18 protein-coding genes are annotated in these 26688 nt (G+C 60.3%); 15 read left to right on the forward strand and 3 right to left on the reverse strand.

Features of this window, described 5'->3' with window-relative positions:
- The 3 genes from DEVEQU_RS05490 to DEVEQU_RS05500 all read right to left on the reverse strand — a co-directional run.
- Positions 1–271: hypothetical protein (locus DEVEQU_RS05490; protein ID WP_164550267.1), on the reverse strand; the 271-nt coding region annotated here is incomplete at its 3' end.
- Positions 272–359: 88 nt separating this feature from the next.
- The gene (locus DEVEQU_RS05495; RefSeq protein ID WP_126149580.1) at positions 360–1163 is read right to left on the reverse strand and encodes a SapC family protein; all 804 of its coding nucleotides are present in this window, start codon (positions 1161–1163) and stop codon (positions 360–362) included.
- Positions 1164–1275: 112 nt separating this feature from the next.
- A complete protein-coding gene (locus DEVEQU_RS05500; protein ID WP_126149581.1) occupies positions 1276–4185 on the reverse strand; it encodes a DUF4214 domain-containing protein in 2910 nt (969 codons plus the stop codon).
- 393 nt (positions 4186–4578) lie between these two features.
- On the opposite strand from DEVEQU_RS05500, the gene DEVEQU_RS05505 reads away from it, so the two are divergent.
- The 15 genes from DEVEQU_RS05505 (at position 4579) to DEVEQU_RS05575 (ending at position 26528) form a co-directional block, all read left to right on the forward strand.
- A complete protein-coding gene (locus DEVEQU_RS05505) occupies positions 4579–4905 on the forward strand; it encodes a helix-turn-helix domain-containing protein (RefSeq protein WP_126149582.1) in 327 nt (108 codons plus the stop codon).
- The gene (locus DEVEQU_RS05510) at positions 4905–6599 is read left to right on the forward strand and encodes a hypothetical protein (RefSeq protein ID WP_126149583.1); all 1695 of its coding nucleotides are present in this window, start codon (positions 4905–4907) and stop codon (positions 6597–6599) included. The genes DEVEQU_RS05505 and DEVEQU_RS05510 overlap by 1 nt, the downstream gene beginning before the upstream one ends.
- Before the next feature lie 94 nt (positions 6600–6693).
- Positions 6694–8313, forward strand: a complete 1620-nt coding sequence (locus tag DEVEQU_RS05515; RefSeq protein ID WP_164550268.1) for a DUF6311 domain-containing protein — start codon at positions 6694–6696, stop codon at positions 8311–8313.
- The gene (locus tag DEVEQU_RS05520) at positions 8310–9245 is read left to right on the forward strand and encodes a glycosyltransferase family 2 protein (RefSeq protein ID WP_126149585.1); all 936 of its coding nucleotides are present in this window, start codon (positions 8310–8312) and stop codon (positions 9243–9245) included. The genes DEVEQU_RS05515 and DEVEQU_RS05520 overlap by 4 nt, the downstream gene beginning before the upstream one ends.
- A gap of 1 nt (position 9246) precedes the next feature.
- Complete coding sequence (locus DEVEQU_RS05525; RefSeq protein ID WP_126149586.1) at positions 9247–9672, forward strand: GtrA family protein; 426 nt, start codon at positions 9247–9249, stop codon at positions 9670–9672.
- A 339-nt stretch (positions 9673–10011) separates the two neighbouring features.
- Entirely contained in the window at positions 10012–11733 is a 1722-nt protein-coding gene (locus DEVEQU_RS05530; RefSeq protein ID WP_126149587.1) for a type I secretion system permease/ATPase, read from the forward strand.
- 9 nt (positions 11734–11742) lie between these two features.
- Positions 11743–13095: an HlyD family type I secretion periplasmic adaptor subunit gene (locus DEVEQU_RS05535; RefSeq protein WP_126149588.1), complete on the forward strand. Its 1353-nt coding sequence runs from the start codon at positions 11743–11745 to the stop codon at positions 13093–13095.
- A 201-nt stretch (positions 13096–13296) separates the two neighbouring features.
- Positions 13297–14721: a mannose-1-phosphate guanylyltransferase/mannose-6-phosphate isomerase gene (locus tag DEVEQU_RS05540; protein ID WP_126149589.1), complete on the forward strand. Its 1425-nt coding sequence runs from the start codon at positions 13297–13299 to the stop codon at positions 14719–14721.
- Positions 14722–14779: 58 nt separating this feature from the next.
- Positions 14780–15871 (forward strand): glycosyltransferase, encoded by a 1092-nt coding sequence (locus DEVEQU_RS05545; protein WP_126149590.1) that lies wholly within the window; start codon positions 14780–14782, stop codon positions 15869–15871.
- A gap of 71 nt (positions 15872–15942) precedes the next feature.
- Entirely contained in the window at positions 15943–16737 is a 795-nt protein-coding gene (locus DEVEQU_RS05550; RefSeq protein ID WP_126149591.1) for an ABC transporter permease, read from the forward strand.
- Entirely contained in the window at positions 16734–17951 is a 1218-nt protein-coding gene (locus DEVEQU_RS05555) for an ABC transporter ATP-binding protein (protein ID WP_126149592.1), read from the forward strand. Before DEVEQU_RS05550 ends, DEVEQU_RS05555 begins: the two co-directional genes overlap by 4 nt.
- Positions 17948–19207: a class I SAM-dependent methyltransferase gene (locus DEVEQU_RS05560; protein ID WP_164550269.1), complete on the forward strand. Its 1260-nt coding sequence runs from the start codon at positions 17948–17950 to the stop codon at positions 19205–19207. The genes DEVEQU_RS05555 and DEVEQU_RS05560 overlap by 4 nt, the downstream gene beginning before the upstream one ends.
- Complete coding sequence (locus tag DEVEQU_RS05565; protein WP_126149594.1) at positions 19204–22842, forward strand: glycosyltransferase; 3639 nt, start codon at positions 19204–19206, stop codon at positions 22840–22842. The genes DEVEQU_RS05560 and DEVEQU_RS05565 overlap by 4 nt, the downstream gene beginning before the upstream one ends.
- Positions 22842–23966, forward strand: coding sequence for a glycosyltransferase (locus tag DEVEQU_RS05570; protein WP_164550270.1), 1125 nt, complete (start codon positions 22842–22844; stop codon positions 23964–23966). Before DEVEQU_RS05565 ends, DEVEQU_RS05570 begins: the two co-directional genes overlap by 1 nt.
- 426 nt (positions 23967–24392) lie before the next feature.
- Complete coding sequence (locus tag DEVEQU_RS05575; protein WP_126149596.1) at positions 24393–26528, forward strand: DUF4214 domain-containing protein; 2136 nt, start codon at positions 24393–24395, stop codon at positions 26526–26528.
- Positions 26529–26688: the final 160 nt, after the last annotated feature.

Below are 26688 nucleotides of genomic sequence, written 5' to 3' on the forward strand. Positions count from 1 at the left end.
GGGCGGCGTCGGGGGTGGGCGCGGCGGATTGGGCCATGGCCCCCTGATGCTCCATGAGGATGACATCATCGCGCAAAGCGGCCGGCGCCTGGGCGGCGGCGGGGCTCGACCGGGCGAGAATGCCCGCCAAACCATTGATCAACAAGGCAGAAAGCCGACGGGTGAAGAGCAGCGGCACCAGCTGCTGCTCCTGCCCGCGCAGCCAGACGACCAGGCGATCCTCAACCGCGCTATAGGCAATGGTGAGCCCGGATACAGGCAGAATCGGCACCGAATCAGTCAAAAGTCTCTTGCCTCATTTCGAACACAAGCCCTGCCGCGATATGAACGGAGTATGAATGGATGTTCATGTCGCCGGTTCAGTCGGTCTTAAGAACCTCATCCCAATCGATATCGTCGTCCGCTTTAGCCGATGCAAACATCGACGCAACATCTTCATGCTGCGACCTGCTTCTCTCCGCATACTGGGCATGGGCATTTGCCAGGCGCCCCAGCTTTGCCAAATTGGCCATAGAGATAAGCTGAGCGTATGCCACAGCCAAGGTACCACCCTCGCGCAAAGCTGCGAATGATACCGCGTCCAATTGTGTCAGCGCGCTTTCACTGACGCGCAACAGGCCATTTATGGGCACCTTGTTCTCACCGTCCTGTATCACAAGCGGCCAAGGTTCAAGAAGTCCCCGTTCCTTTAGGCGTCCTATGGCTTCGTTCGTGGTGCGAATTCCTCTATGCAGATTCACCAGAAACTGCAGAATTTTGCTAACTCGCTCCGTGGGCCTTTCCTGATCATCGAAAAAGGCCTCTGCCTCTCCCGCTGATGCCAGGAGGCCGCTGCCTTCGTCGAAGGCGAGCGCAAATTCACCTGATTCAGCTGGGATGAGCTTGAAAGGATAGCTGCGCATTACCGCGGGCACATAGTCACCCAACCAGCGGCCATCAGGTCCGACAAAAAGGTTTGTGCCAGGGGTCAGCGACAGCAGAGCCACCATCGATGGTATTTCGCCATCTATCACGCCGAGCACGTACTGCGTTGCCATAAGGCCCAACTCTTCGCCAGCGATCTGAGTGACGTTGGAGGTGGAGGCAAATGCGTAGCCCGAACTTGGCTTCCAGGCCAATTCGCGATGAGTAGCCAGACGTACAGGCCGAATTTCGCTATGCATTTTTACCCCTTCATCAAATTACATCTAGCGACACATAGCAAAACTGGTCGTCGTAAAAAACAAAAAACCCCCGGCGAGGTGCCGGGGGTTCGATACGTCAGATGATGACGTCTTAGGCGGTAAAGACGCCCCAAGTAGCGGAAAAGTCCACGAGACCAACGATCTTGGCAGCATGATCGTTAGCGTCAAGAACATTATTGGCAGTGGCGTTGGAGAAGAGATACGTGTTGCCTTCGAACTGGAAGAACTTGGTACCTGCGCCAGTAGCCGCAGCTTCAACGAAAGCCAGATCAAGCGTGGTGGCGCTTGCGGTCAAGGCTACCTTCACCGCCTGATTAGCAACCAGACCGTTAAGGGCGACACCGTTGAAGTTAAGAACGTCAGTCGTAGACTTGGCGTCGTTCGTCTCCTTCACCGCATCGAAACCAATGATAGTATCGAGCTTATCGTAGGTGGAACGAATGTTCACGGTGTCCTTGCCAGCACCGAGGGTGATGGACTCGACCAGATCAGCTTTACCGGTATAGGTCAGACCATTGCCAATTTCACCGGCATTGGCACCAAAGGACTGTACGTTGGTCAAGCCAGACGCATCAACAGTCGTCAGCTTGCTGCCAAGAGTATTGTCAATGGTAGCCGAACCATTACCCGAGAGCGTAACACTGTTCAGGTAGGCATTACCAACCACCGGAGAGACTGCAACGTCGGCCGTTGTAATAGATACAGACGCAAGCTGATCGTCGTTGGCAGCATTACCACCGCTCTTCAGTACGATATTGGCCGTAAGTACGTCACCGGACAAGACCACAGCAGTCGGAGCAGTATTCGAAGCGTTAACGTTCAGCGTCAAATCGGCGCCAAAAGCCTTAACGCTGCCGGAACCAGTCGAAGTGAGGTTGAGGTTGCCGCCCTGCGCATCAGCTTCAGTGCCTGCATCCGCACCATCGGCCTTGTAGCCAGTGGCGTATGCCTCGATGCTTGCCTTAGTGGTGACGGCAACAGCAGATGCTTCGGTGATCTTGTCTCCGGCATTACCAGCAAAGGTATAAGCAGTGAAAGCAAGCTTTGACGCATCAACAACCGCATCAGAGTTGCCGGTAAACTCGACTTGCTCAACATTTTTGATGGCATTGTTGAACAGGACATAGTCTTCAGCAATCAGAGACTTGCCAGCCAGAGACAGCGTGTCAACGCCTTCGCCACCATCGATGGAGGTGCGAGTGTTCAAAGTGCCAGTGAAGATGATCTTGTCATCACCAGCACCTGCGTTGATAGTAGTCGTACCGGTGCCCGTGGTCTGCACCGTGATCTCGTCATTGCCTGCGCCAGTATTGACGAGAGCAGAGACGGTTGCACTTGTAACTGTGTTGATCGTCACCTTGTCTGCACCGGACCCGGTAGTGACAGTTTTCACATTCGTACCAGCGGTGGTGAAAGTTACAGCACCAGTGCTTGCAGCTGCTTCAATTGCGGTAACATTCTTCGTGCTGGCACCATCCTGAGTAAACGTCAAAGTAGTGGTGACGGCAGAATTAACGGAGATGGTTTCCACGTCCTTACCAGCGGCAACAGCAAGAGCCAGCGACTGATCCGGGACAGCCACACCCTGCTGCGTGATAGCGACGACAGGAGCTGCAACGGCACCAGTAACCGCAAAATTAGCAGCGGTCACATCCGGCACGCTGGTATTAGCGGACTTCGACACAAAAGTAACAACCCCGCCTGGACCAGCAGTTGCGGTCCAGTTTGCTGCCGCTCCGTTATAAGCGGTAACAAATGCAGCAGCTTGGGCGTCGGCATTCGCCAGTGGCGCACTGGCTACCGTGTAAACGCGACCATCAAACGTAACAGTATCGCCATCCGCACCGGCTGCAGTGAAAGTAGCAGTAAAAGTCTCTGTCGCACCGGCTGCGCCAGCGACGGATGCGTTCGCAACAGCACCCGAAACGATCACAGAAGAAACGGCCTTACCGCCAACACTGAGGTTAACGACGTTATCTGTCGCGTCCTTGACGCCGTCAAGATTCACAGCGACTGAGGCGGCGGCATCAGCAGCAGTGACGGACAAAGTACCGCTGGTATCAATGTTCTTGAAACCAGCCGTGGAAGTATCTGCAAGCTTGGTAACAGCAGACGCCTTACCAATCTGGTTCACAACTTCAACGCCAGCAAACTTGGACGCATCGACAGCAGAACCAGCACCCGCGTGACCAGCAGCAGAAGCGGCAACGGTGTTGTCGATGTTGATGGTTTCGATATTCGACGTGCTGTACAGCGTCTGATTAAAGCCAGTCTTGACTTCAACATTCAGCGTATCACGACCACCAGCACCATCGAAGGAATCCGAGGAATTCCAAGTGGTAGCATCAGCGCCCGACACATTGTTAGTTGCAATGACCTTGAACAGATCATTAGCAGAGGTGCCGATAAAATTGTCGATACCAACAGTGGTTTCGAAGGTGTCGCCGGTGACGACGTTGTCGAAGAAGGTGTCGACCTTTGCATTGGCCGCGACAACCGATGCATCAGACGCATCGACATTAGCAAGCACGCTGCCAGCAGACGACTTGGCGGCAGCATTGAACTCGAAGCTCGGCGTATTGGCGGCCTGATCAACCCAGTTGGACGCAACAGCAACCTTGTTAGCCAGAACCTGGCCATCGGTGTTGTTGGGGTTGGTGTTGGCGTTTGCCTGGATCTCGGCAATGATCTGACCCGGGGTGGTTGCACCCGAAGCGAGCTTGCCAGCGTAGTAAGCAAGGCCTTCAGCATCCGGAGCGCGATTGAACAGGTTCTGGTAAACCTGGTTCAGGAAGTTCTGAGCGCTGGCGACGTTCGGCAGGGCCAGGTAGGGATAGGCGGCCAGGGCTTCCGGGGAAGCAGCAAAGGAGTCAGCGATGTCAGCGAGCGAAACGCCAGCGTTGACACGGCCGATCCAGTAGTTCAGGCCTTCCGGATCGGGGGCGCGGTTGTAGTAACCAACATAGAGCTGAGTGATCAGCTGTGCTGTGGTGAGTGCCATTGGATCGATATCCTCTTTATCAATGACGGTTGCTCAAACGCGCGGGACGCCCCGACACGCAGATTCCTTCTCACCGACCTAGCTTAAGGTTCTCTAAAGAACAATGCCAAGTCGATGTATTTCCCCTGAAAGACCGAAGTAACCTCCCCCAGTCCCCAAGCCGCAAATGACAGTACCGACATGAATCACAGATCAGCCCGGCATTTGACATGGCGAATTGTGTACTCGCTCAATCGAGCCGCCGCAAGAGGGGTGTGCAGTAAAATTCATACCAAGGGGAATTGACGGAAAAGCTGGGGTTTGAGAGAACGGGGGCACGAAATAAATGTGACCCCCAGGCCACAGGCGAGAGACAATCATTTCGCCACCGGCCAGAGAGCGGAGAGCGGCGCCATGTTGGCGAAGATGGGCCAGGCCCAGAGCAGCGAAACCACTGAACTGCGGCAGGCCGCCGGCGCGTGGATGCGCGAGGCGCGCGAGGCGCGCGGCATTTCGCAGCGCGAATTGGCCAAACTCTTGCAGCTGGACTATTATACCTTCATCTCGCAGCTGGAAAACGGTCGCGGCCGCATTCCGCCGAACCGCTATCGCGACTGGGCGGAAGCGCTGGGGATGGACCACAAAATATTCGCCAAGCAATTGCTGATGTATTACGATCCCGTCACGTACGAGATCCTGTTCGCTGACGATGTGACCGCGGCGGGCCATCAGGAGGGCTGATGTCCACAGTGCTGAGCTTTCCGGCGGCGGGTGAGGCCCGGTCCGGTTCCGGCGGCGATTGGAGCCGGCAGGAACTGGCCGATCTTTATCGCGTCGAGGCTCTGCTCATCCAGGCAAATATGCGCATCGAGACCGAGCGCGGCACATCCGACGAGGGTGAGCCGTGGTTCGTGTTTTGCCGCCCGGATGGCGACGTGTTCGTGCACCTCTGCCGAATCGACGGGCTGTACCTGCTCGATAGCCCGGGGCTCGACACGCCGCTGCGCGGGAGCGATTTCGCGGGGCTGATCGATCAGTTCGTGCGCGGGGTGGCGGCGCGGGCGGCCACCAGCAATGTGGTGCAGCTGCGCAAGGCGCGGCATGACAGCGTGGTGCGGTTGCATCCGGGCGTGATGATGGCGGCGCTGATCTGGTCGCTGTATCTGGCCAGCGATCACCTGATGGAAGCCGCGCATGCGGCGGAGGCGTCGCTGGATGGTGTCGACGATGCGCCGATGGGGCCGGTGGCGCTGAGCGATACCGACGCATTGCAGATCATTCAGGCCATCGAGGCGCAGCTGCGGGCCGAAGAGGCCGGGGAACAGCCGTCCGGGGATGGCGCAGCGCATGGCGTGCAGGCGCGGGCCGGCGTCGAGGTGGCGCGCGATCACCATGGCGAAAGCGGGCGCAGCGGTTTTGGCGGGCATGTGGCCACGGGCAGCCTGGCGGCGACGCTGACGGCGATTGCGGCTACCTATGGATTGCACCTGGCGACACAGACCGATGGCGAGAGCGAAAAGTCGAGCGAGGTTGCGCAGGCCGAAACGATCCGCCTGGCAGTCTTGCCGGAGCATGAGGTCGTGGTTGCCGCAGTGGTGCGCGAAGAGAGCACCGAGCCGGTGCGGTTCGTGCACGAGGCGGCAGACCGGGTGGTGGTGAGCGGGCCGCAGGTGGCGAGCGTCGCGGATCTGGTCGTGGTTTCGCACTATGTGCCGATCGAAGAGCCGAATTTCGAGCATTGGGCCGGAAATGTACTGGCGGCTCCCACAAAATTCGCGCCGGCGGCACCGGTATTCGTGGCGATGCCCGAACAGGTGGCGGTAGCGGCGCGGAGCACGAGCGAGTCGGTGGGCAATCAGAAGAGCGCCGACGTCAAGGCGCTGCTGGCGGCGGCCGAGCAGCATCTGGGTGTGCTCAAGACGTTTTCGCTTGGCGGAACGGTGGTTTCGGCGACGTTTGAACTGCTGACGCCGATCGTTGCGAGCAAGGATGGGACCGGACTGCTGACGGCGACCGACCTGGTGGCGGCCATCAATGCGGAAGCCCCCCCTGCCCCCTATGATGCGCCCTCGCTGGCCCCCAAGGACAGCGACATCATCATGCTGCCCAGCCTGCCGGTTCCGGTGGTTGGCGGCACGTCGCCGAATGGCGGGGGAGGCACGACACAGCCGAACAAGCCCTCGGTCAATGGCAATAATAGCGGCTTTGCGGACTATGATGCCCGCGCGCAGTCGTTCATCCTCGATTTCATGATGAAGTCTGACAAGATCGAGATGATCAAGATGGACACGGCATTGGTGCTGATCGACCTGACGGCGATCGACCAGCCGACGGACCGCTATGTGTCCAAGAGCTGGGTGGTGGACGACATCATGACCATCACCGCTATCGGCCATTACGCCGATTTCTACGCCAGCGGCATGCTTTTCGCGTGATATCGGCCGCTGGCCGTTGCGAAAGGTGAAGGACGGGGATAGAGCCGTCCGCCTCCGCTCAACAACCGGCGATAGAGCTATGAATAGAATTTCCATGAGTTCCGTGCGCGCGCACTGGCTCAACATTGCCGGTTTTGTCGCGTCCTGCCTCGTCGGCGCGCTGTTTCTCTGGATTATTACGCCCGATGATTTCATCAAGGGCTATTCCAGCTACTGGCAGTCCCAGGTCGAGGACGTATCCCAGTACATATCCGGCTATCGGGCCTATCTCGCGGCGCCATGGCAGTGGCCGCTGCTCGGCATTCCGTCGCTGAACTGGCCGCATGGCACGACATTGACTTTCGTCGATGCGATTCCCGCCTTTTCCTTCGTGCTCAAGCTGCTCAACACGGTCATCCATGTCCCGCTCAATCCGCTCGGGTACTGGATGCTGGTCTGTTATGGCATGCAGGGCGGGGCGGCCTGGCTGCTCGGGCGGCAGCTGGCCGGCTCGGACCTGCTGCGCGTCGGGCTGGTCGTCGCGCTCTGCATCCTCATGCCGTCGCTGACGGCACGCATGGGTCATTCCAGCCTGCAGGCGCATTTCCTGCTGCTGCTGGCGCTGACCCTCTACTTCCGCGGACGCGCGGCGGCCCGGCCCGACATCGTCTTGTGGACCGTGCTGCTGCTGGTTTCGTTCTACGTCAATTTCTACATTACCGCGATGGTCGCGGCGGTGATGGTGGCAAGCACCGGCGACCGCTGGCTCAAGACGCGCAAGGCTGGGGAAGTGCTGGCGAGCGTCGTGCCTGTCATTGCGGTTGTGGCCAGCGTGCCAATCATGTTGGGCACGGCGTTCGGTCAGGCGGTGCCCGATACCGGCTTCGGCTTCTACTCGATGAATGTCCTGTCGCCGATCGGCCACGGCTTCCTGGTCCGGCTGCCCTTCTACGTGCCCGGCACGGGCGGACAATATGAAGGCTATAACTATCTCGGTCTTGGACTGATCGCGCTCCTTGCCCTCAGTGTCTGGCTGCGACAGCGGCAGGGCAAGACCGAGCCAGCCGGGGCTGCTTCATACTTCGGACCGGTGCTGGTCTGCATTTTGGCGCTCTGCGTCATCTATGCGCTGTCCAATCATGTCTATGTCAGCGACGTGCAGGTGCTCGAGTGGCAAATTCCGTCATTCCTGACCGGATTGTTCGAAGCCTTCCGGTCTTCGGGTCGATTCTTCTGGGTGGTCTCCTATGCCCTTGTTGCCGTTGCGGCGCTTAGCCTTGGTCGTGTCGCGCTGCCGCTCCGCGCGATATTGGTGGTTGTCGCCCTGGTCATCCAGCTGGCAGACATGATCCCGACCTATCGCGAGGTGGGACATAGTCTGGAGCGCGAGCCGCATATTCTTGCCGATATGGATGAGTGGCGGGCGGAACTGGCGGGGGTAACCACCATTCATGCTTTCCCGAAGTTCAAATGCCCCGGGGGCTATGCGCGGGAAGTGCTACCCCTGCAGTCGGTGGCGGCCGAGGGTGGCTATAATCTGACTACCGGCTTTATTTCGCGCTATGGCGCCGATTGCGAGGCCATTGCATCCGAGATCGATGCCTCTGACCCGGCGACATCGGCTTATGTCTTTGCGACGACGCATTTCACGCCAGAGCAGATTGCCAGTTACATGCCGGAAAATGCCCAGTGCAAGACGCTGGAGATCTGGTCGATTTGCAGAGTCACGCCATGACCGAGGATATCGAATTTTCCATTGTCGTGCCCTGCTACAACGAGGCGGACGGTATCGCCGCTTTCTGGGCACGGCTGCAGGACGTGATGGCGACGACGGGGTCGCGGTGGGAAGCCATATTCGTCAATGACGGCAGCGGCGACGAAACATTGACGCGCCTCAACGCGCTCAGCACCGAAGCAGCCCATATCCGCATCGTCGATTTCAGCCGCAATTTCGGCAAGGAGGCGGCCATCACCGCTGGGCTCGACAATGTGCGCGGCAAGGCGTGCATCGTCATAGACGCCGACCTGCAGCATCCGCCCGAGACCATCCTGTTGATGATCAAGTTGTGGCGCGACGGCGCGGAGGTGGTGCTGGGCAAGCGCAAGACGCGTGATACCGATTCTGCCCTGCGCAAATGGTTCAGCAGCCGTTTCTACGACCTGGCCGCCAGGCTGTTCGAAGTGCCTATTCCCAAGGACGTGGGTGATTTTCGACTGATGGACCGCAAGGTGGTCGAGGCGCTCAAGCAGGTGCGCGAGAACCAGCGCTTCATGAAAGGGCTGTTTGCCTGGGTGGGTTTTCGGACCCAGGTGGTCGAGTTCGAAGTGGCGGAGCGAGAGTTCGGCACGTCGAGCTTCAACCTGTGGCGGCTGATGAACTTTGCCGTCGATGGCATAACCAGCTTCACCACAGCCCCACTGCGCCTCTGGTTCTATGTAGGTTCGACCATCTCGCTGTGTGCCCTGCTCTACGGCCTCTATATCGTGGTCACCGCCATCGCCTTCGGCAATTCGGTGGCGGGCTATCCTTCGCTGGCCGCCTTGCTGTCCTTCATCGGCGGCGTACAACTGATCGGCATCGGCGTGCTTGGCGAGTATATCGGGCGCATCTACAAGGAAGCCAAATATCGACCGATCTATATCGTCCGCGACATCATCGACAAATAGCATGATGGACAACTGGATCGCCCGGACACTGCGCAAGTACCGGAAATTCCTGATTTTCGGGACTATTGGCGCCGCCAATACGGTCGTGCATGCCGGCGGGGTGATCCTGCTGGTCGAGCTGTTCCACGCCAATCCCACAGTGGCCAATTTCTGCGCCTTCATGGTGGCGAACGTGTCTTCCTACGTGCTCAATTCGCTGATCACCTTCAAGGCATCACTGCATGTCTATCGCTACGTAAAATTCTTCTTCTCGTCTTTGTTCACGCTTGGCATGACATTGACGATTTCTCAGATCGGACAGTTTTTCAACGTCCACTATCTGTATTCGCTGGCCGCGATCATTGTGCTGACGCCCGTGGTCAGCTTTCTTATTTTAAACAAATTCGTCTTCAACAAACCTGCCCCAATTCGGAGCGAGGCGGAGTGATTTGCCGGCGGCCGGATGCTCCGCTACGTGGATGCCCGACCCAGATGCGCCCCTGCCCAAGCAATGACCCAAATGGCCGGAACAAGACCGCTACGCGCAGCGCGCCATTGCGCTCCCCGCCGCCTGCCAATTGCGCCGCCGGAGGCGCTGCGAACAGGCTGCAGAAGACGTCACCAAACAGTGTGATGAGGTCGCACCAATTGGCGATGTTTCTGCCTGCAATTTCCGATAATGGGCTGTTATATGTTGGCGTGGCACTGTATTGGAGACTGCCGTTCATGACCGGCATTTTTCCGCGGCGACCTTTTGCGCCCTCAGGGAATGAGTGAAAGCAACATTATGGCGACACAGAATCCGTTCAAAGCGGCTCTTCAGACCTATCGTACGATCCTGGTGGCAACGATCGTGTTCAGCGTTGCCATCAATCTGCTGATGTTCGTGTCGCCCTTGTATATGCTGCAGGTCTACGATCGCGTGCTGCACAGCCGCAGCGAGACGACGCTGTTGATGATCACTTTCATCGCACTGGCGCTGCTCGGCATTTACGCCATTCTCGAATGGATCCGCTCGCGCGTGCTGGTTCGCGCCGGCATGCGGTTCGACGAAATGATCGCCAAGGCGCTGTTCAACCGCGTGGTGACCAGCACGATCCGCCAGCCCAACGGCAAATCCGAATTCGTGCTCGCCGACGTCGACCGGCTGCGCGAGTTCCTTACCGGCTCGGGCCTGATTGCCTTGTGCGACGTGCCGTGGGTGCCGATCTTCCTGCTCGTCTGCTTCCTCTTCCATCCTATGGTGGGCTGGGTGGCTCTTTGTGGTGCAGTCATTGTGCTGGCGCTGGCGCTGGCCAACGAATTCTTGACCAAGAAGACGCTGAATGAGGCTTCGGGCATGGGCCAGTCGGCCCAGCACTTCGCCAATACTACGCTGCAGAATGTGGAAGCCATCCGTGCCCTTGGCATGGAAGGCAGCCTGCGCAGCCGCTGGCACGACATGCATCGGGGCATGTTGGTCAAGCAGGCGATCGCCAGCGATCGGGCGGGCGCCATCCAGTCTCTCTCCAAATTCGTACGCATGGGCCTGCAGACGGCGATCCTGGGCGTCGGCGCCTACTTGGTGCTCGAGGGCGAAATCTCGCCCGGCTCGATGATCGCCTGTTCGATCCTCATGGGCCGCGCGCTACAGCCGGTTGATCAGGTCGTCGGCCAGTGGAAGCAGTTCGTTGGCGCTCGCCAGGCCTATGGCCGTTTGTCGAACCTGTTCAAGCAGATGCCCGAACAGGAAGAAAAAACCGCCCTGCCCGCGCCGTCCGGTCGGCTTTCGATCAATGGCCTGGCGGTAGTGGCACCCGGCGCCCGCACCGCCCTCTTGCAGGGCGTCACTTTCGACGTGCAGCCTGGCGAGGCCGTGGCCCTGGTGGGCCCGAGCGGCGCAGGCAAGTCGAGCCTGATGCGCGCCCTGGTCGGCATCTGGCCGGCCTTTTCCGGCAGCATCCGCCTCGACGGCGCCGAGTTGCAGCACTGGGATCCGGACGTGCTGGGCAAGCATCTGGGCTATCTGCCGCAGTCGGTTGAGCTGTTCAACGGCACAGTGGCCGAGAACATTGCCCGCTTCCAGGCTGACGCCGACGACAAGGACGTGCTGGCTGCCGCCACCCAGGCGCGCGTGCACCAGATGATCCAGAACCTGCCGGACGGCTACAACACCCAGATCGGCATTGGCGGTCGCTCGCTTTCGGGCGGGCAGCGGCAGCGTATCGGTCTGGCCCGCGCGCTCTATGGCAACCCTTCGCTGATCATTCTGGACGAACCCAACGCCAATCTCGACAGTGAAGGCGAAGAGTCGCTATTCCAGATCGTCCAGGAGCTCAAAGCCCAGGGCAAGGCAATCCTGTTCGTCAGCCACAAGATGAGCCTCGTAAGTCTGGCCGAAAAGGCGCTGATCCTGGCCGAAGGCCGCATGCGCTCCTTCGGCCCGACGCAGGAACTGCTCAAGATCAAGCCGGCACTGAAACCCGTGCAGCCACCGACCGACCCCACTCCGACCCGCAGCATTGCTTAAGGAACGGCCATGTCCCTCGCTACCCTCTCAGGCGACGACTCCCAGGACCTTGCCTATGGCAAGAGCGTGCGCAATCAGGAGTTTTCTCCGCGCCGCTATGTGGTCCTCGGCTATATCACGCTGGTATTGACCTTTGGCGTGTTCGGCGTCTGGGCCTTCACCGCTCCGCTGGCCAGCGGCGTGGTGGCCGGTGGCACGGTGTCGGTGGAATCGAGCCGCAAGACCGTTCAGCATCTTGAGGGCGGTATCGTCGCTGAGATCCTGGCGCGCGAAGGCGAGATCGTGGAGGCCGGCCAGGCGGTTTTGCGGCTGGAATCGACCCAGGCGCAGAGCAATTACGCCTTCCTCAGCTCGCGGCTTTCCATGCTGCAGGCACAGGAAGCCCGGCTGATCGCGGAAAGCACCAATGCGCCGACGCTGGTCATTCCCGATGCACTGCGCAATTCCACGAGCCCGGAAGTGCAGCAGCAGGTGGCGTTGCAGGAAACGCTGTTCGAGGATCGCACCACAAGCCGCGACGGGCAGATCGCCATCTTCACTTCGCGTGTCGGGCAGGTGAACGAGGCCATCAACGGGCTGCTGCTGCAGCGCGACGCCATCGAAGGGCAGATGACGTCTCTGACCGACGAAATCACCCGCATGACGCGGGGCCAGGAAAGCGGCATCGTTGCCACCAACCAATTGTCGTCGATGAACCGCTCGCGCCTCGAATTGCAGGGTGAGCTGGGCCGACTGACCTCGGAAATCGCCAAGCTGCGGCAGACAATCTCGGAGACGGAACTGCAGATCGTGCAGTTGCGGCAGGAATTCGTGGAGCGCGCCAGCGGCGAATTGCGCGATCTGCGCGAAATGCTGAACGAAACCACCGAGCGGGCCAATGTGGCGCGGGACGTGCTGGACCGCACCGTGGTGCGGGCGCCGGTGCGCGGCAAGCTGCAGAACATCCGCGTGCACACGGTAGGCGGCGTGATCCGTCCCGCCGAGCCGGTGATGGACATCATCCCGCTCGACGACGACCTGATCATCTCGGCGCAGGTGCGCCCGATCGACATCGACAGCGTCTCGGTGGGCCAGCAGGCGGAAGTCCGCTTCCCGGCTTTTTCGTCCAAAACCACGCCGGCGATCTTCGGCACCATTTCGGTGGTGTCGCAGGACGTAATCGAGCCGACCAATCCCAATATGGCGCCCTATTACAGCGCCCGTATCGAGGTGCGGGATTCGGAAGTGCCGCAGGATATTCGCGAGCGGCTGTTGCCGGGCATGCCGGTGGACGTGATCGTCTCCACTGGCGAGCGCACCCTGGCCGAATATTTCATCCGCCCGATGTCGGACATGTTCCACAAGGGCATGCGAGAGAAATAGGCGCCCGTTGCTGCGATCAAGCCGCCGGACCCGGGTCCGGCGGTTTTTCATTTGGGCATGCGCTTTCCATCTCGCCCGGTAGGGGTGAGAACGATTGGTGCGGCGCGGCTCCCTACCCCGTTCAAAACAATGCCTCGCCACGGTGACAAAGCGCGGATGACCGGCTATCACCCGAGGCAAGACAATCAACATTCGACGCAGATGACCCAGACAATCGTTCCCGTGATCCTCGCCGGTGGCCAAGGCACCCGTCTTTGGCCCATGTCCCGCTCGGCCCGGCCGAAGCAGTTCATCGATCTGGTGGGAGACAAGTCGCTGTTTCAGCAGACTCTGGATCGGATTTCGGACACCTCGCGCTATAGCGCGCCGATCGTGCTGACCAATACCGACTACCGGTTCCTGGTGGCCGAACAGGCGCAGGAAGGCGGCGTCGCGCTGGCATCGATCCTGCTCGAGCCAGTGGCGCGCAACACAGCTGTCGCCATCGCGGCAGCTGCCGTCGTGGCCATGGCCGATGACGCTGATGCCGTGCTGCATATTCTGGCTTCCGATCACGCCATTACCGCCGACAGCAGTTATTTCAGCGCTGTCGACGCCGCTGCTGCTGCCGCGCGCGAAGGGAAGCTCGTGACGTTCGGCATCAAGCCGAGCCATCCGGAAACCGGCTATGGCTATATCGCGGTGGGCGAAGGGCTGTCCCATGGCGTGCGCAAGGTCGAGCGTTTCGTAGAAAAGCCAGACCTGGCCGGTGCGGAAGCCATGCTGGCCCAGGGCGGGTTCGTCTGGAATTCGGGCATGTTCATGTTCTCGGCCAAGGCTTTCCTGGCCGAATGCGAGCGACTGGCCCCCGAGACCTACGCCGCAGCCCGCGGTGCGGTGGAACAGGGCCATAGCGACCTCGACTTCACACGTCTCGATGCCGCCGCTTTCGAGACGGCACCCAATATCTCGGTCGACTATGCCATTTTCGAAAAGACCGACAAGGCGGCAGTGCTGCCGGTCGACTTCAAGTGGTCGGACCTGGGCGCCTGGGATGCGGTGTGGAATGCCCACGAGGCCGACAGTGCCGGCAATGTGGTGATCGGCCCGGCCATGATGTCGAATACACGCAACAGCATGGTGATGTCGGACAAGGCCCATGTGGTGGTGGACGGGCTGGAAGACGTTGCCGTGATCGTCAGCGAGGACGCGGTATTCGTGGGTCGGCTGTCGCAGGCCCAGAATGTCGGCAAGCTGGTCAAGGCGCTCAAGGCTGACGAGACGACGCGCAGCCTGACCGAAATCCACAAGACCGCCTATCGCCCCTGGGGCGGCTATTCCTCGGTGCTGAGCGGAGAGCGTTTCCAGGTGAAGCGCCTGTTCGTGCAGCCGGGCAAGAAGCTGTCGCTGCAAAAGCACCATCACCGCTCCGAACACTGGGTGGTGGTGAGCGGCACGGCCGAGGTAACCGTCGATGGCAAGGTGACGATGCTCACCGAAAACCAGTCGATCTACCTGCCGCTGGGTTGCGTGCATCGACTCGCCAATCCCGGCAAGATCCTGTTGGAACTGGTGGAGGTCCAGACGGGGTCGTATCTGGGCGAAGACGACATCATCCGCATCGAGGACGAATTCGGGCGCGCATGATGCGCCCGCTTGCTTGCTCCGGCACAATGAACGCGGCCATTGCCCGCGAGGCGGCGCAATGAACGTCCTGCATGTCTATAAAACCTATTTGCCGGAGGACTTTACCGGTGTGCCGCGCGTGATCCACGCGCTGGCCGAGGGCATGGCGGAACAGGGCGTGCGCTCACAGGTGCTGGCTCTGGGCCCCGGCAAGACCGGCACCGAGATCCCAATCGACCACCATACGGTGCATATCGCACATCGTGATCTCGACATCGCCTCGACCGGCATGTCGTTTTCGGCCCTCGGACTGTTTCGCAGACTCAGCAAAAGCGCGGATGTGGTGCACTACCACTTTCCCTGGCCGTTTGCGGACCTGCTGCACTTTTCGGCACGGCCGAATTGCCCGACCGTGGTCACCTACCACTCTGACATCGTCAAGCAGAAGCGGCTGCTGGCGGCCTATGCGCCGCTGCGCGACCGCTTCCTGCGCGACTTGGATGCGGTGGTGGCAACCTCGCCCAATTATGTGCAATCGAGCGCCGTGCTGAAGGCTCTGGATGATGTGCAGGTCATTCCCATCGGCATTCCCGACGTGCCTGAGCCGCAACCAGATCTCGTGGCGCAATGGCGCGAACGGGTGGGGCAGGACTTTTTTCTCTTTGTCGGGGCGCTGCGCTATTACAAGGGCCTGTCGTTCCTCGCGGATGCCGCAGGCAAGACGCAGGCGCGTATCGTGGTCGCCGGAGCCGGAGACAGCAGCGAATGGCCGGGGCTCGACCGTGACAATGTCAGCTATGTCGGGCCGATTTCGGACGAGGACAAAATCGCGCTTTTGAGCCTCTGCCGCGCCTTCGTCTTTCCCTCGCATCTGCGCTCCGAAGCTTTCGGCATCGCGCTTCTGGAAGCCGCGCGCGCCGGCAAGGCGATGATCTCGTGCGAGATGGGCACGGGGACTACCTATATCAATCTCGACAATGTGACCGGCCTGACCGTGCCGCCTGCGGACGCCATGGCACTGGCCGCGGCGATCGATACGCTGGAGGCAGCGCCCGAGCGCGCCGCAGCCATGGGCGCAGCGGCCCGGCAACGCTATCTGTCGCTGTTTCGCGCAGAAATGCAGACAGCCGCCTATCTTGAGCTTTATCGCCAAGTCGGGGTTGGCTCGTAGCCGGACCGCGACTTGCAAGTTAGGCCTTTGGGGCCTAGAAACCGGGCTCGATTGCGCCCCTGGAGACCTGCATGCAGGGCATTTTCCGCAGCCTCTGGCTCTATAGGTTCTTTATCTGGACCTCGATCAAGAACGACTTTCGGGCGCGGTTCGTCCGCAGCAAGCTGGGTGGCCTATGGGTTATCCTGCAACCGCTGTCGCAAGTGATGATCTATGCCTTCATTCTCTCCAACCTATTGTCCAACCGCCTGCCGGGTATAGACAGCACCTATGGCTATGCGGTGTACCTGATGGCGGGCCTGCTGGCATGGAACCTGTTCACCGAGATCGTCGACAGGTGCCTCAAGATCTTCATCAACAACGCCAATACTCTGAAGAAAGTGAATTTCCCGCGCATCACCCTGCCGGTGATCGCCATCGGTTCGGCGCTGGTCAACAATCTGGCGCTGTTCCTGGTGATGAACGTCATCTTTCTGCTGCTGGGCCACTGGGTGAGCGGATACCTGCTCTACTACTTCCTCCTGGCGCCCATCGTGGCGGCATTTGCCGCGGGGATCGGGCTTCTGCTGGGCGTGATAAACGTCTTCGTGCGCGACACCGAACAGGTGGTGCCCATCGTTTTGCAGGTGCTGTTCTGGTTCACGCCCATCGTCTACCCGGCCAATGTGGTGCCGGAAGCCTATCAGGGACTTCTGGGATTGAGCCCGCTCTATGTGCTGGTGGAGGCCTACCACAATATCGTGCTCTATCATCAGCCACCGCATCTGATGCCGATTGCCGTCATCGCGGTAATGTCGGCGCTGCTCTGCGGCTTTGCCCTGGTGCTGTTCCGCAAGGCCGGTCCTGACATGGTGGATGCGCTATGAGTGCCATCAGCGTACAGAACGTCCACAAGAGCTTTTATACCTATAGCAGCGAATGGGCGCGCTTTGCCGCCTGGTTCGGCGCGCCCCCAAAGCTCAAGAGCCAGACCGATATTCTCAAGGGGATCGACTTTTCCATCGCGCCGGGCGAGGCCGTTGGCCTGGTCGGGCAGAACGGCGCCGGCAAGAGCACGCTGCTCAAGATCATCACCGGCACCATGCAGCCGACCAAGGGCAGCGTAACGGTCAATGGCCGCATCGCCGCCCTGCTCGAATTGGGCATGGGGTTCAATCCCGACATGACGGGCCGACAGAATGTCTACAATTCCGCCGGCCTGATGGGGTTCACCCAGGACGATATCGATGGGCTGATCAAAAGCATCGAGGACTTTGCCGAGATCGGCGCCTATTTTGACCAGCCGATCCGGGTCTATTCGAGCGGCATGCAGGTGCGCCTGGCCTTTGCAGTGGCCACCGCAGTGCGCCCGGAAATCCTGATCGTCGACGAGGCGCTGTCAGTGGGCGACGCCTATTTCCAGCACAAGAGTTTCAGCCGCATCCGCGAATTCCGCGAGGCAGGCACGACCCTGCTGCTGGTGTCGCATGATCGCTCTTCGATCATCGCCATCTGCGACCGGGCGATCCTGCTCGACGACGGCCATGTGCGCAAGGATGGGGCGCCCGAAGAGGTGCTCGATCTCTACAATGCGCTGATCGCTGAAAAGGAAGGGCATCTGCTCGAGCAGATCACCGATGCCAGCGGAAGGGTGCAGACGCGCTCGGGCTCGGGCGAGGCGACACTGGAAACGGTGCGCCTGCTCGATGAAACCGGCAAACCCACCGAACTGGTGCGGGTTGGAAGCCGCGTCACACTCGAGATCGTAGCCAAGGTCAACACGGACATCGACCAGCTGGTGGCCGGCTACATGATCAAGGATCGCCTGGGCCAGGCGGTTTTCGGCACCAATACGCATCAGCTCGGGCAGGTGCAGCAGGGGCTCAAAGCCGGCGACATCGTGCGCTTCCGTTTCGCCTTCGACGCCAATATCGGCTATGGCAATTTTTCGATTGCGGCAGCGCTGCATGGGCACGAAACCCATGTGGAGCAGAATTACGAGTGGCGCGACCTCGCGGTGACCTTCAGCGTGGTCAATGCCGACCACCCCGAATTCGTCGGCATGGCATGGGTGCCGCCGGTGCTCGAGGTAGAGCGATGAGCGACGCGAACTTCTACCACGAATTCGAGCGCAATTTCCGCGGCAGCCGCGAGGAAATCCATGGCCGGCTGGAGCGCGGCTATGCCGATTTCCTGTCGGTGCTGGTGCGCCACATGCCCGAGCCCAAGGCGCTCGACCTGGGCTGCGGGCGCGGCGAATGGCTGGAACTGGCACAATCCATGGGCTTTTCTGCCCATGGCGTCGATCTCGATGCGGGCATGCTGGCGGACTGCATCGAGCGGGGCCTGTCGGTGACCCATGGCGATGCCATCGATTATCTTGCCAACGAGCCCGATAACAGCCTGGCGGTGGTGTCGGGCTTTCACATCGCCGAGCATCTGCCGTTCGATGTGTTGCAGAAGCTGATCAGCGAAGCGGCGCGGGCCCTGCGGCCGGGCGGGTTGTTGATCCTCGAAACGCCGAATGCGGAAAATATCAGCGTCGGCACACTGAGCTTTCACATGGACCCCACCCATAACAAGCCGTTGCCGCCGGGGCTGTTGTCCTTTCTGCCGCGGCATCACGGTTTTGAGCGGGCCGAGGTCTTGCGACTGCAGGAGAATGCGCTCCTGCGGGATGGCGGGGATGTGGGGCTGATCAATGTGTTCACCGGCGTCAGCCCCGATTATTCGGTGGTGGCGCAGAAGGCCGGCCCGGACGACATCACCGCCGAGATGGCCGAAGTCTATGCACGCGATCGCGGGCTGACGCTGGAAACGCTGGCCGGGCGGTTCGAGGGGACGCTGGAGCAGAAGAGCGCGGCGCGGGTCGACGCGGCCCGGGCGGAGCTCGAGGCGCGGATGGAGGCCCGCATCGGCGAACTCATGGAGATCAATCGCCGTCAGGACCAGGCGCTCGGCGACTTGCGCGGACTGGTTGAGCAGCAGCACCGGCGGCTGGACGAGCAATGGGCGCAGATCGGCGCCATCTATACCAGCACGTCCTGGCGCCTCACCTGGCCGGTGCGGTTTGCCGGCAAGGCCTTGAAGCGCGCCCGCGCCATGCTGGTGCGGATCGCCAAGGCGATGTTGCGCCGTCTGATCAAGGTGCCGGCGGTGCGGCAATTGTCCAAATGGGCGGAACCGCGCTTTCCGGCGCTGGCCAACCGGGCGAGGCAGGCGCTGCATGGCACGGCGGCGTCGGCCGGTGTGGACGCTGCCGGCTTTCGCCAGGAGTTGGGCGACCGACTATTGTCGCCACGCGCCCGGATGATCTACGCCCAACTTGCAGACCGCGCTGAGGATAGCCAAAAATGACCCGCATCCTGATCGACCTGCAAGCCTGCCAGAACGAGAGCAGGTTTCGCGGGCTGGGCCGCTATGTGAAGAATATGGCGCGCGAGATCGCCAAGATCGCCGCGCCGGGCAGCGTGCACCTGTTGCTCAACAGCAGGTTCGGACACACTATCCTGCCGCTGCGACAGTATTTTTCGGACTTCGTGCCGGATGCGAACATCCATGTAGTGGAATTGCTCGACCAGGCGGACGACCGCTCGGAGCGTGGGCGGTGGCGCAATGATGCCTCGGCCCTGCTGCGCGAAGCCTATATCGAAATGCTGGCGCCCGACGTCGTGTTCATGCCCAGCTTCTTCGAAGGCTTTATCGACGACGTGGTGCTGAGCGTGCACCGGCTGTCGCGTGTGCCGGTGGTGGCGACGGTGCATGACCTGATCCCGCTGATCCTCGAAGAGCGCTATCTCAAGCCGGATCAGAACTATTCCCGCTTCTATCGCGGCAAACTGGCAGAGTTCGTTGGTGCCGACGGGTTAATCGCCATTTCCGAGCAGTCGTTCAAGGAAGCGGTGGAACTGCTGCATTATCCGGCCGAGAAGGCGGTAAATGCTTCGGAAGGCGCCGAGCCGGAGTTTCGGCCGCTGGGCCTGTCGGACGAGCAAAAGGCGGCCGCGCGCGCGCGGTTCGGGGTGGGTGACCAGTTCATCTTTTACACCGGCGGCGCAGACTCGCGCAAAAACCTCGATCGGCTGATGGCAGCCTTTGCGCGCCTGCCGCAAGCGCTGCGGCGCGAGCACCAACTGGTTCTGGCCGGCAGTATTTCGCCGGGCGAGCGGCAGCATTTGCTGGAAAAAGCCGATGCAGTTGGTCTCGATCGCAGCGAATACAAGCTGCTCGGCTTCGTCAGCGATGCTGACCTGGTCGAGCTCTACAATCTCTGCGAAGTCTTCGTCTTTCCGTCGCTGCATGAAGGATTTGGGCTGCCGTGCCTCGAGGCCATGCAATGCGGGGCAGCGGTGATCGGCTCCAATGTCTCGAGCATCCCCGAAGTGATGGGCAATGACGACGCCATGTTCGATCCTCATTCGGTGGATGACATGGCGCGGCTGCTCGACCGGGTCCTGACCGACGACGCCTTTCGCGCCGCGCTGGTGGCCAAGGGCGCTGTGCAGGCAGCCAAGTTCTCCTGGAGCAAGAGCGCCGAAATAGCTTTGGCCACGTTGCTGGAAACCGCGCAGCCGAATGAACCCGGCTCTGACTGGACTGCAACCAGGCTCCGCCTTGACGCGGTAGAACAGCAATTGATCGCGGCGCTCAAGACCCTGCCGGGCCAGTTCGGCCACCCCAGCGCGTCCGATCTCGCCCAGATTGCTCAGGCCATGGCGATCAACCGCGTGAGAGTGGCCAATCTCTTACGATCCTATGACTTGCCCGAAGTCATCGACTGGCGCATCGAGGGCCCGTTCGACAGCAGCTACAGTCTGGCGCTGGTCAATCGCGAGTTGGCGCTGGGCTTGGAACAGACGGGGGCCCGCGCGGCACTGCATGCCTCCGAGGGGCCCGGTGATTACGAGGCGGACAAGGGGTTCCTAAAGGCCAATCCGCAAATAGCCGCCCTGCATGCTCGCTCGAGCGATAGCGCTGCTGCACAGGTCGTCAGTCGCAACATGTATCCGCCCCGAGCGGTGGACATGGACAGCCAGATCAATGGATTATCTTGCTACGCTTGGGAGGAGACTGGCTTTCCGTTCGCCTATGCCGAAGGCATCAACGAGGGTGCGCAATTCGTCACAGTGACGGCAGAGCACGTCAAGAAGGTGCTGATCGATGCCGGCGTGTCGGTGCCTGTGACCGTTGTGGGCAATGGCGTCGACCATTGGTTGGCGGTGGAGGCAGACAAGAGCTACCGCGTCGAGACCGCGGGACACACTTTTTTGCACGTCTCGTCCTGCTTTCCGCGCAAGGGCGCCGATGTGCTGCTCAAGAGCTATGGCGCGGCGTTCCGCAAGGACGACGATGTGCTGCTGGTGATCAAGACTTTTGCCAACCCGCACAACACCATCGAGCAGCAATTGGCGGCACTGCGCGCCACCAATCCGGACTTTCCAGCGGTGACGATCATCATGGATGATCTCTCGGACGGTGCGCTGAAGGCGCTTTACGAACAGTGCGACACGCTGGTGGCGCCGAGCCGCGCAGAAGGTTTTGGCCTGCCGATCGCGGAAGCCATGCTGAGCGGGCTGCATGTGATCACCACCGGCTGGAGCGGGCAGATGGATTTCTGCACGCCCGAAAACAGCGCGCTGATCGATTTTACCTTTGCCTCGGCCTCAACTCACGAAGCCAGCAAGCCACTCAGCGCCTGGGCCGAGCCGGACGGCGAGCACCTGACGCAATTGCTGCGCGAGGCGCTGGAGCGCAAGGCCGGCGATGCCACCAAGACGCTATTGCCCCGCTGGAGCTGGGCCGAAGTGGCCCGTCGCAACCAGCAGGCGGCGCGCGCACTCAGCGTCGAGGCGCTGACCGCGGAGCCGAGGCTGGGCTGGGTGTCGACCTATCGCAAACGTTGCGGCATCGCCACCTATTCGGAGCATCTGCTCGATGTCTTGGGCATGCCCGCGATCATCCTCGCCGACGCCCCGGACGACTTGCCCACCGGCGAGCCCGAAAATATCGTCCGATGCTGGCGCGAGGGCAAGGTCGACGATTTTTCCAACCTGCTAGCCGCCGTAAAACGGCACCAGCTGGATATGGTCGTTATCCAGTTCAACTACGGATTTTTCGACTTCGCTGCGTTCGGCAAGCTGCTCCACAGCCTGTGCGACGCCGGTACGCGGGTTGTGGTGACCATGCACGCGACCATTGACCCCGCACATGATCCCGACCGCAAGCTGGCCCATATCGCTGACGCCCTGGCGCGCTGCGATCGCCTGCTGGTGCACTCGATCACGGATCTCAACCGGCTGAAGGCGCTGGGCCTCGTCGACAATGTCGGGCTGTTTCCCCATGGCGTGCTCGCTTCGCCCGCCGGCAACACGTCGCGGCCTGTCGCCCATGCACCGGTGCACCTGGCCAGCTATGGCTTCTTCCTGCCCAATAAGGGGCTGATCGAACTGGTCGAGGCCGCCCGTCTGCTCAAGGCGGAAAACTTTGCCTTCAAGCTCGATATGGTCAATGCGGCCTTCCCGGCCGAAGTCTCACAAAAGCTGATCGAACAGGCGCGTGGATTGATCGACCGCTATGGGCTCGGCAGCGAGGTCAAGCTGCATACCGATTTCCTGCCCGACGCGGAGAGCCTGAGGCTGCTGTCACAGGCCGAAATCGTGGTCTATCCCTATCAAAGCACGGGTGAATCGGCGAGCGGCGCAGTGCGCTACGGCCTGGCGGCGGGCAAGGCCGTGGCGGTGACGCCGCTGCCGATTTTCGACGATGTGGCCGGCAGCGTCTTCGCCCTGCCGGGCATTTCCCCGGCCGATATCGCGACTGGACTCAAGCAATTGTCGCGCGACCTGCGTGCCAATGCCGCTGAAAGCCAGGCCGTGCTCGAGCGGGCGCAGCAATGGCGAGACGTGCATGCCTATCCGGTGCTCGGCCGCAAGCTGGCCGGTACGTTACGCGGCATTTTCCGCAACAGCCTCGACAAGGAAACCATGCACTGATGGCGCAAGTGCCGGCCGGCTCAAGGCATTTGCAGGTCTATCACGACTATTTCGCCATTCGCGGTGGCGGTGAACGGCTGGTGCTGGAATTGGCCAATGCCATCTCGGCAGAGCTGATCTATGGCTACCGCACTGCGGAGAGCTATGACGAGGCCGCTTTTCCACCGGCGCACAAGGATCTCAACCTTTCCGGCATTCGCAAGGTACGCGGCGCAGCCTCCATTGCCTTGTCAACAGCCTTTGCACAGCAGCGTGGCCACGCCGCCCAGGCGGATCTGCGCATCTATAGCGGCGTGGCGGCGCCTTTCGCCGCGCCAGCCCGCGACAAGCCGGGCGTCAACGTCTTTTACTGCCACACGCCGCCGCGTTTTCTCTACGACCAGAAGGCATTTTTCCGGGAGCAGAGCGGGCCATTGCGCAAGCTGGGCCTCGACGTGGTGGGGCCGCTATTCCAGCGCGCCTATGAACACGCCGTCGGGCGGATGCATGTGATCGTCGCCAATTCGGTCAATATCCAGAAGCGTATTCGCGAGCATCTGGGGCGTGAGAGCATCGTGGTCTATCCGCCGGTGGATACCTGTGGCTTCGCCTGGGAACCCCAGCAAGGCTATTATCTGTCAACCGCGCGCCTGACCCCGCTCAAGCGCATCGCTACCATCATCGACGCATTCCTCGCCATGCCCGACAAACGGCTGATCATCGCCTCGGGTGGCGACCAGGAGGCGGAATTGCGGGCGCGTGCCGCCGGTGCCGCCAATATTGAATTTGCGGGTTGGACCAGCGACGAGCAGCTGCGCAGCCTGATCGCCGGGGCCATTGCCACCATCTATATTCCGGTGGAAGAGGATTTCGGCATGTCGCCGGTGGAATCCATGGCCGCCGGCAAGCCTGTGATCGGCGTGGCCGAAGGCGGGCTGCTGGAGACCGTGCTCCCCGGCGAAACCGGACTGCTGCTTCCCCCTGCCCCATCGGCCAGCGACCTTATCGGTGCGATCAATTCCCTGCCCCCCGAGCGAGCACTCGCCATGCGGCCGGCCTGCGAAACTCAAGCGCTCAGGTTCGGTCGCGCACAGTTCATCGACAACATGCGCGCCGTGATCGACCAGGCGCTGGCGCGAAGCTGAATTGGCGGATCGCGGGCCAGAACCCTTCGCCCTGCGATGACGCTTTGGCGAGCCCGCGAAAATCGTGGGACGCGGCGGACTTCTGTCCGGGACCGCACAGTTCATCAGCAAGCGCAAAACGAAACGAGCCCCTTCGCCCCCGCGCAAGTGCCGTGGCGTATGCACAGCGCGAAGCGCAACCATCGACCGGCCCTTCGTATACTTACGTATAGATGGTGAGCAGCAAGCATCGCAAAGGCGAAATTCTGTCCACAATCAGACATTTTTCCGGCATCCGTGAAAAAATGGTTAATTCTTTGTTACAAAAGAGTCTTTTACAGAATCCGAAGGAATAGGGCACAGGCACTACAATTGCCCGCAATTGACGCCCCATGAATTGTCAGATTAACAATTCGTTAATCGATTTAATCCCTGGGGAGTTGAGTGATGGATTTCGATATCAGCGTGGAAGTGTCGCGCCTCTATGTGTCGTTCTTCAACCGTGCCGCCGATCCGGAAGGCCTGCAATATTGGGTGAAGCGCTATAACGACGAGGTTGCTGCCGGTCGCGACGGCAAGATGTTCCTCGAAGACATGGCGGACTCGTTCGCCCAGAGCCCGGAAGCCAAGGCGATCTATGAGACGACCGCCTCCCCAACCGACGCCGAGATCAAGGCCTATATTTCCGAGGCCTATATGAACATGTTCGGGCGCACGCCCGACGACGAAGGGCTCGACTACTGGGCCGGCCGCTGGAAGACCGAGATGGACCAGGGCAAGCCCGGTGTCCGCGTGCTGTTCGAAATTGAAAATGCTGCTCGCAACAGCACCAACCAGAACGATGTTGACGCGCTGAAGAACAAGGCGGAAGTGGCCGCCAAGTTCACTAGTGATTTCGTGGCTTCGGGCGCCGACTGGAAGAGCGAAGACATGGCCTCGGCCAAGTCCATCGTCGATAAGGTCGACCACACGCCGGCTTCCGTGCAGAGCGCCAATGACGAGATCGCCAAGTTCATCGAGGAAAAGACCAATCCCGATGGCGGCCAGGAGCCGGGCGGCGGTGACCCCGATGGCGGCAATGGCGGGGGCCCGGTGGTACCCGATCCGCTGCCGGCGGCGTCAATTGCAAATGGCGTGATTTCGATCGCTGCTGGTACCGAAGTGACGCTGTCGGAAAACAATGGTGTGCTGACGCTCAGCCGACCGGGCTATTACAGCGTGGCTTTCAATGATGCGAGCGTCACCGAAATCAACGTTGCCGCCGGCGGCAAGGTGAACGTGGCGTCGACGGGGTCGTTTGCCAAATTTGGTGGCGATGGCGTGGTAAATGTGACCGGGGTGGTGATTGCGGAGGCGACCCTCGGCCAATCCATCAACTACGCAACGTATATCGAGACGATTTACAATCTTGGTCACAACAACCAAGGCGGCCAGACAGGCATCGATGTCTCGGTGAATGGCTCAGAGGGCGACACGATCAAGGCGCTCTGGGACATTTGGGACGACGTCTATACGTCGACTGAGAATGCGTATTACAATAAAAACATCAATACTGCGACATTGGAGCTGGCGCTTAGATATGTGGAATATCTGAAAGACGGTGGAATTCCATTCTCCGACTTCTCCGCAAAGGTTGAGGCGGGTCGCGATCAGAGCCTTCACGACAATCTTCTTGGAAATTTCCACGTTGGCACGATTCAAGATCGGTGGCCGACCGACGAAGCCGCTGAGCTGATTCAGCGGATCAAGGACGAAGCAGGCGAAGGCTATGTGGCACGCGGAGTCTTCAGTGGGCGCAGCACTGATGTGGGCAGCGACGCCCACAAGGTCGTTCTTGCATTCGACTACGCGATGGGCTGGAACCGTTCGGATTATTCCGGCCCGGTCAACGAATTTGGAAAGCTCGACGCAAGTGCGATCTACAACAATAAGGAAATGTGGAACGGAAACGGCATTGACGCTCTTTCGAATTTCACAATTTCTACCAACGAAGAGGCAGGTATTGAACTGGCGCTGAGAGCGCGCGGTCGAGACAACGCAAATTCAGTAACGTACGATAGCACAGATAAGCAGTATGACGCCGCCGGTGGCATATTTGGTGACAAGGCCAAGTGGAACTTTGATCTGTCCATTACGTCTGGTCTGAACGGCTCGCCGCTTTCGATGAAAGACTTCGACATTTTCCTCAAGGTAGACATCGACCCGACCGAGAAAAACGACTTCATCACTCTAAAGCTGACAGATGGCCCGACCATTGATGGAGCGTTCGAGTCCTTCTTGCTGACTGGCTCCCAGACCGTGGGTTTCTCGGACAATGTCGGCGGACATCATGCTACTGAACTGGGTTCTAACAATCGCCCGCTTGATATTGCTGGTGACAAGATTGCTCAGAACTCCCAAAACTTCCATTTTGGATGGATCAAGCACCTCATCGACGCAAATCACCCTAATTGGGATTTCCAAGACGGTCAGTTTGAAATTGAACTACTGGCTGAACGGAATGGGGATTTGGTTGCCTCGACCGAGATTACTGTGATCGTAGGCCAAGGCGGCGCGTTCGCTTTTGATATCGGCCCCCAGTAGCAGAGCTGTCTAGTTTAGCTGTTTCGTACGAACTGTGGCGCCCGATAACCCTATCGGGCGCCATTTTTCGCTTGGTGTCACGTCCTGGGCAACTCACCCTTGACGCCGACACCGTCTGCGACAACAACAGCACTCACGCTTTTGCGCCCTGCCCTCAACC

It is taken from the genome of Devosia equisanguinis (assembly GCF_900631955.1).
GTDB classification, from domain to species: domain Bacteria; phylum Pseudomonadota; class Alphaproteobacteria; order Rhizobiales; family Devosiaceae; genus Devosia; species Devosia equisanguinis.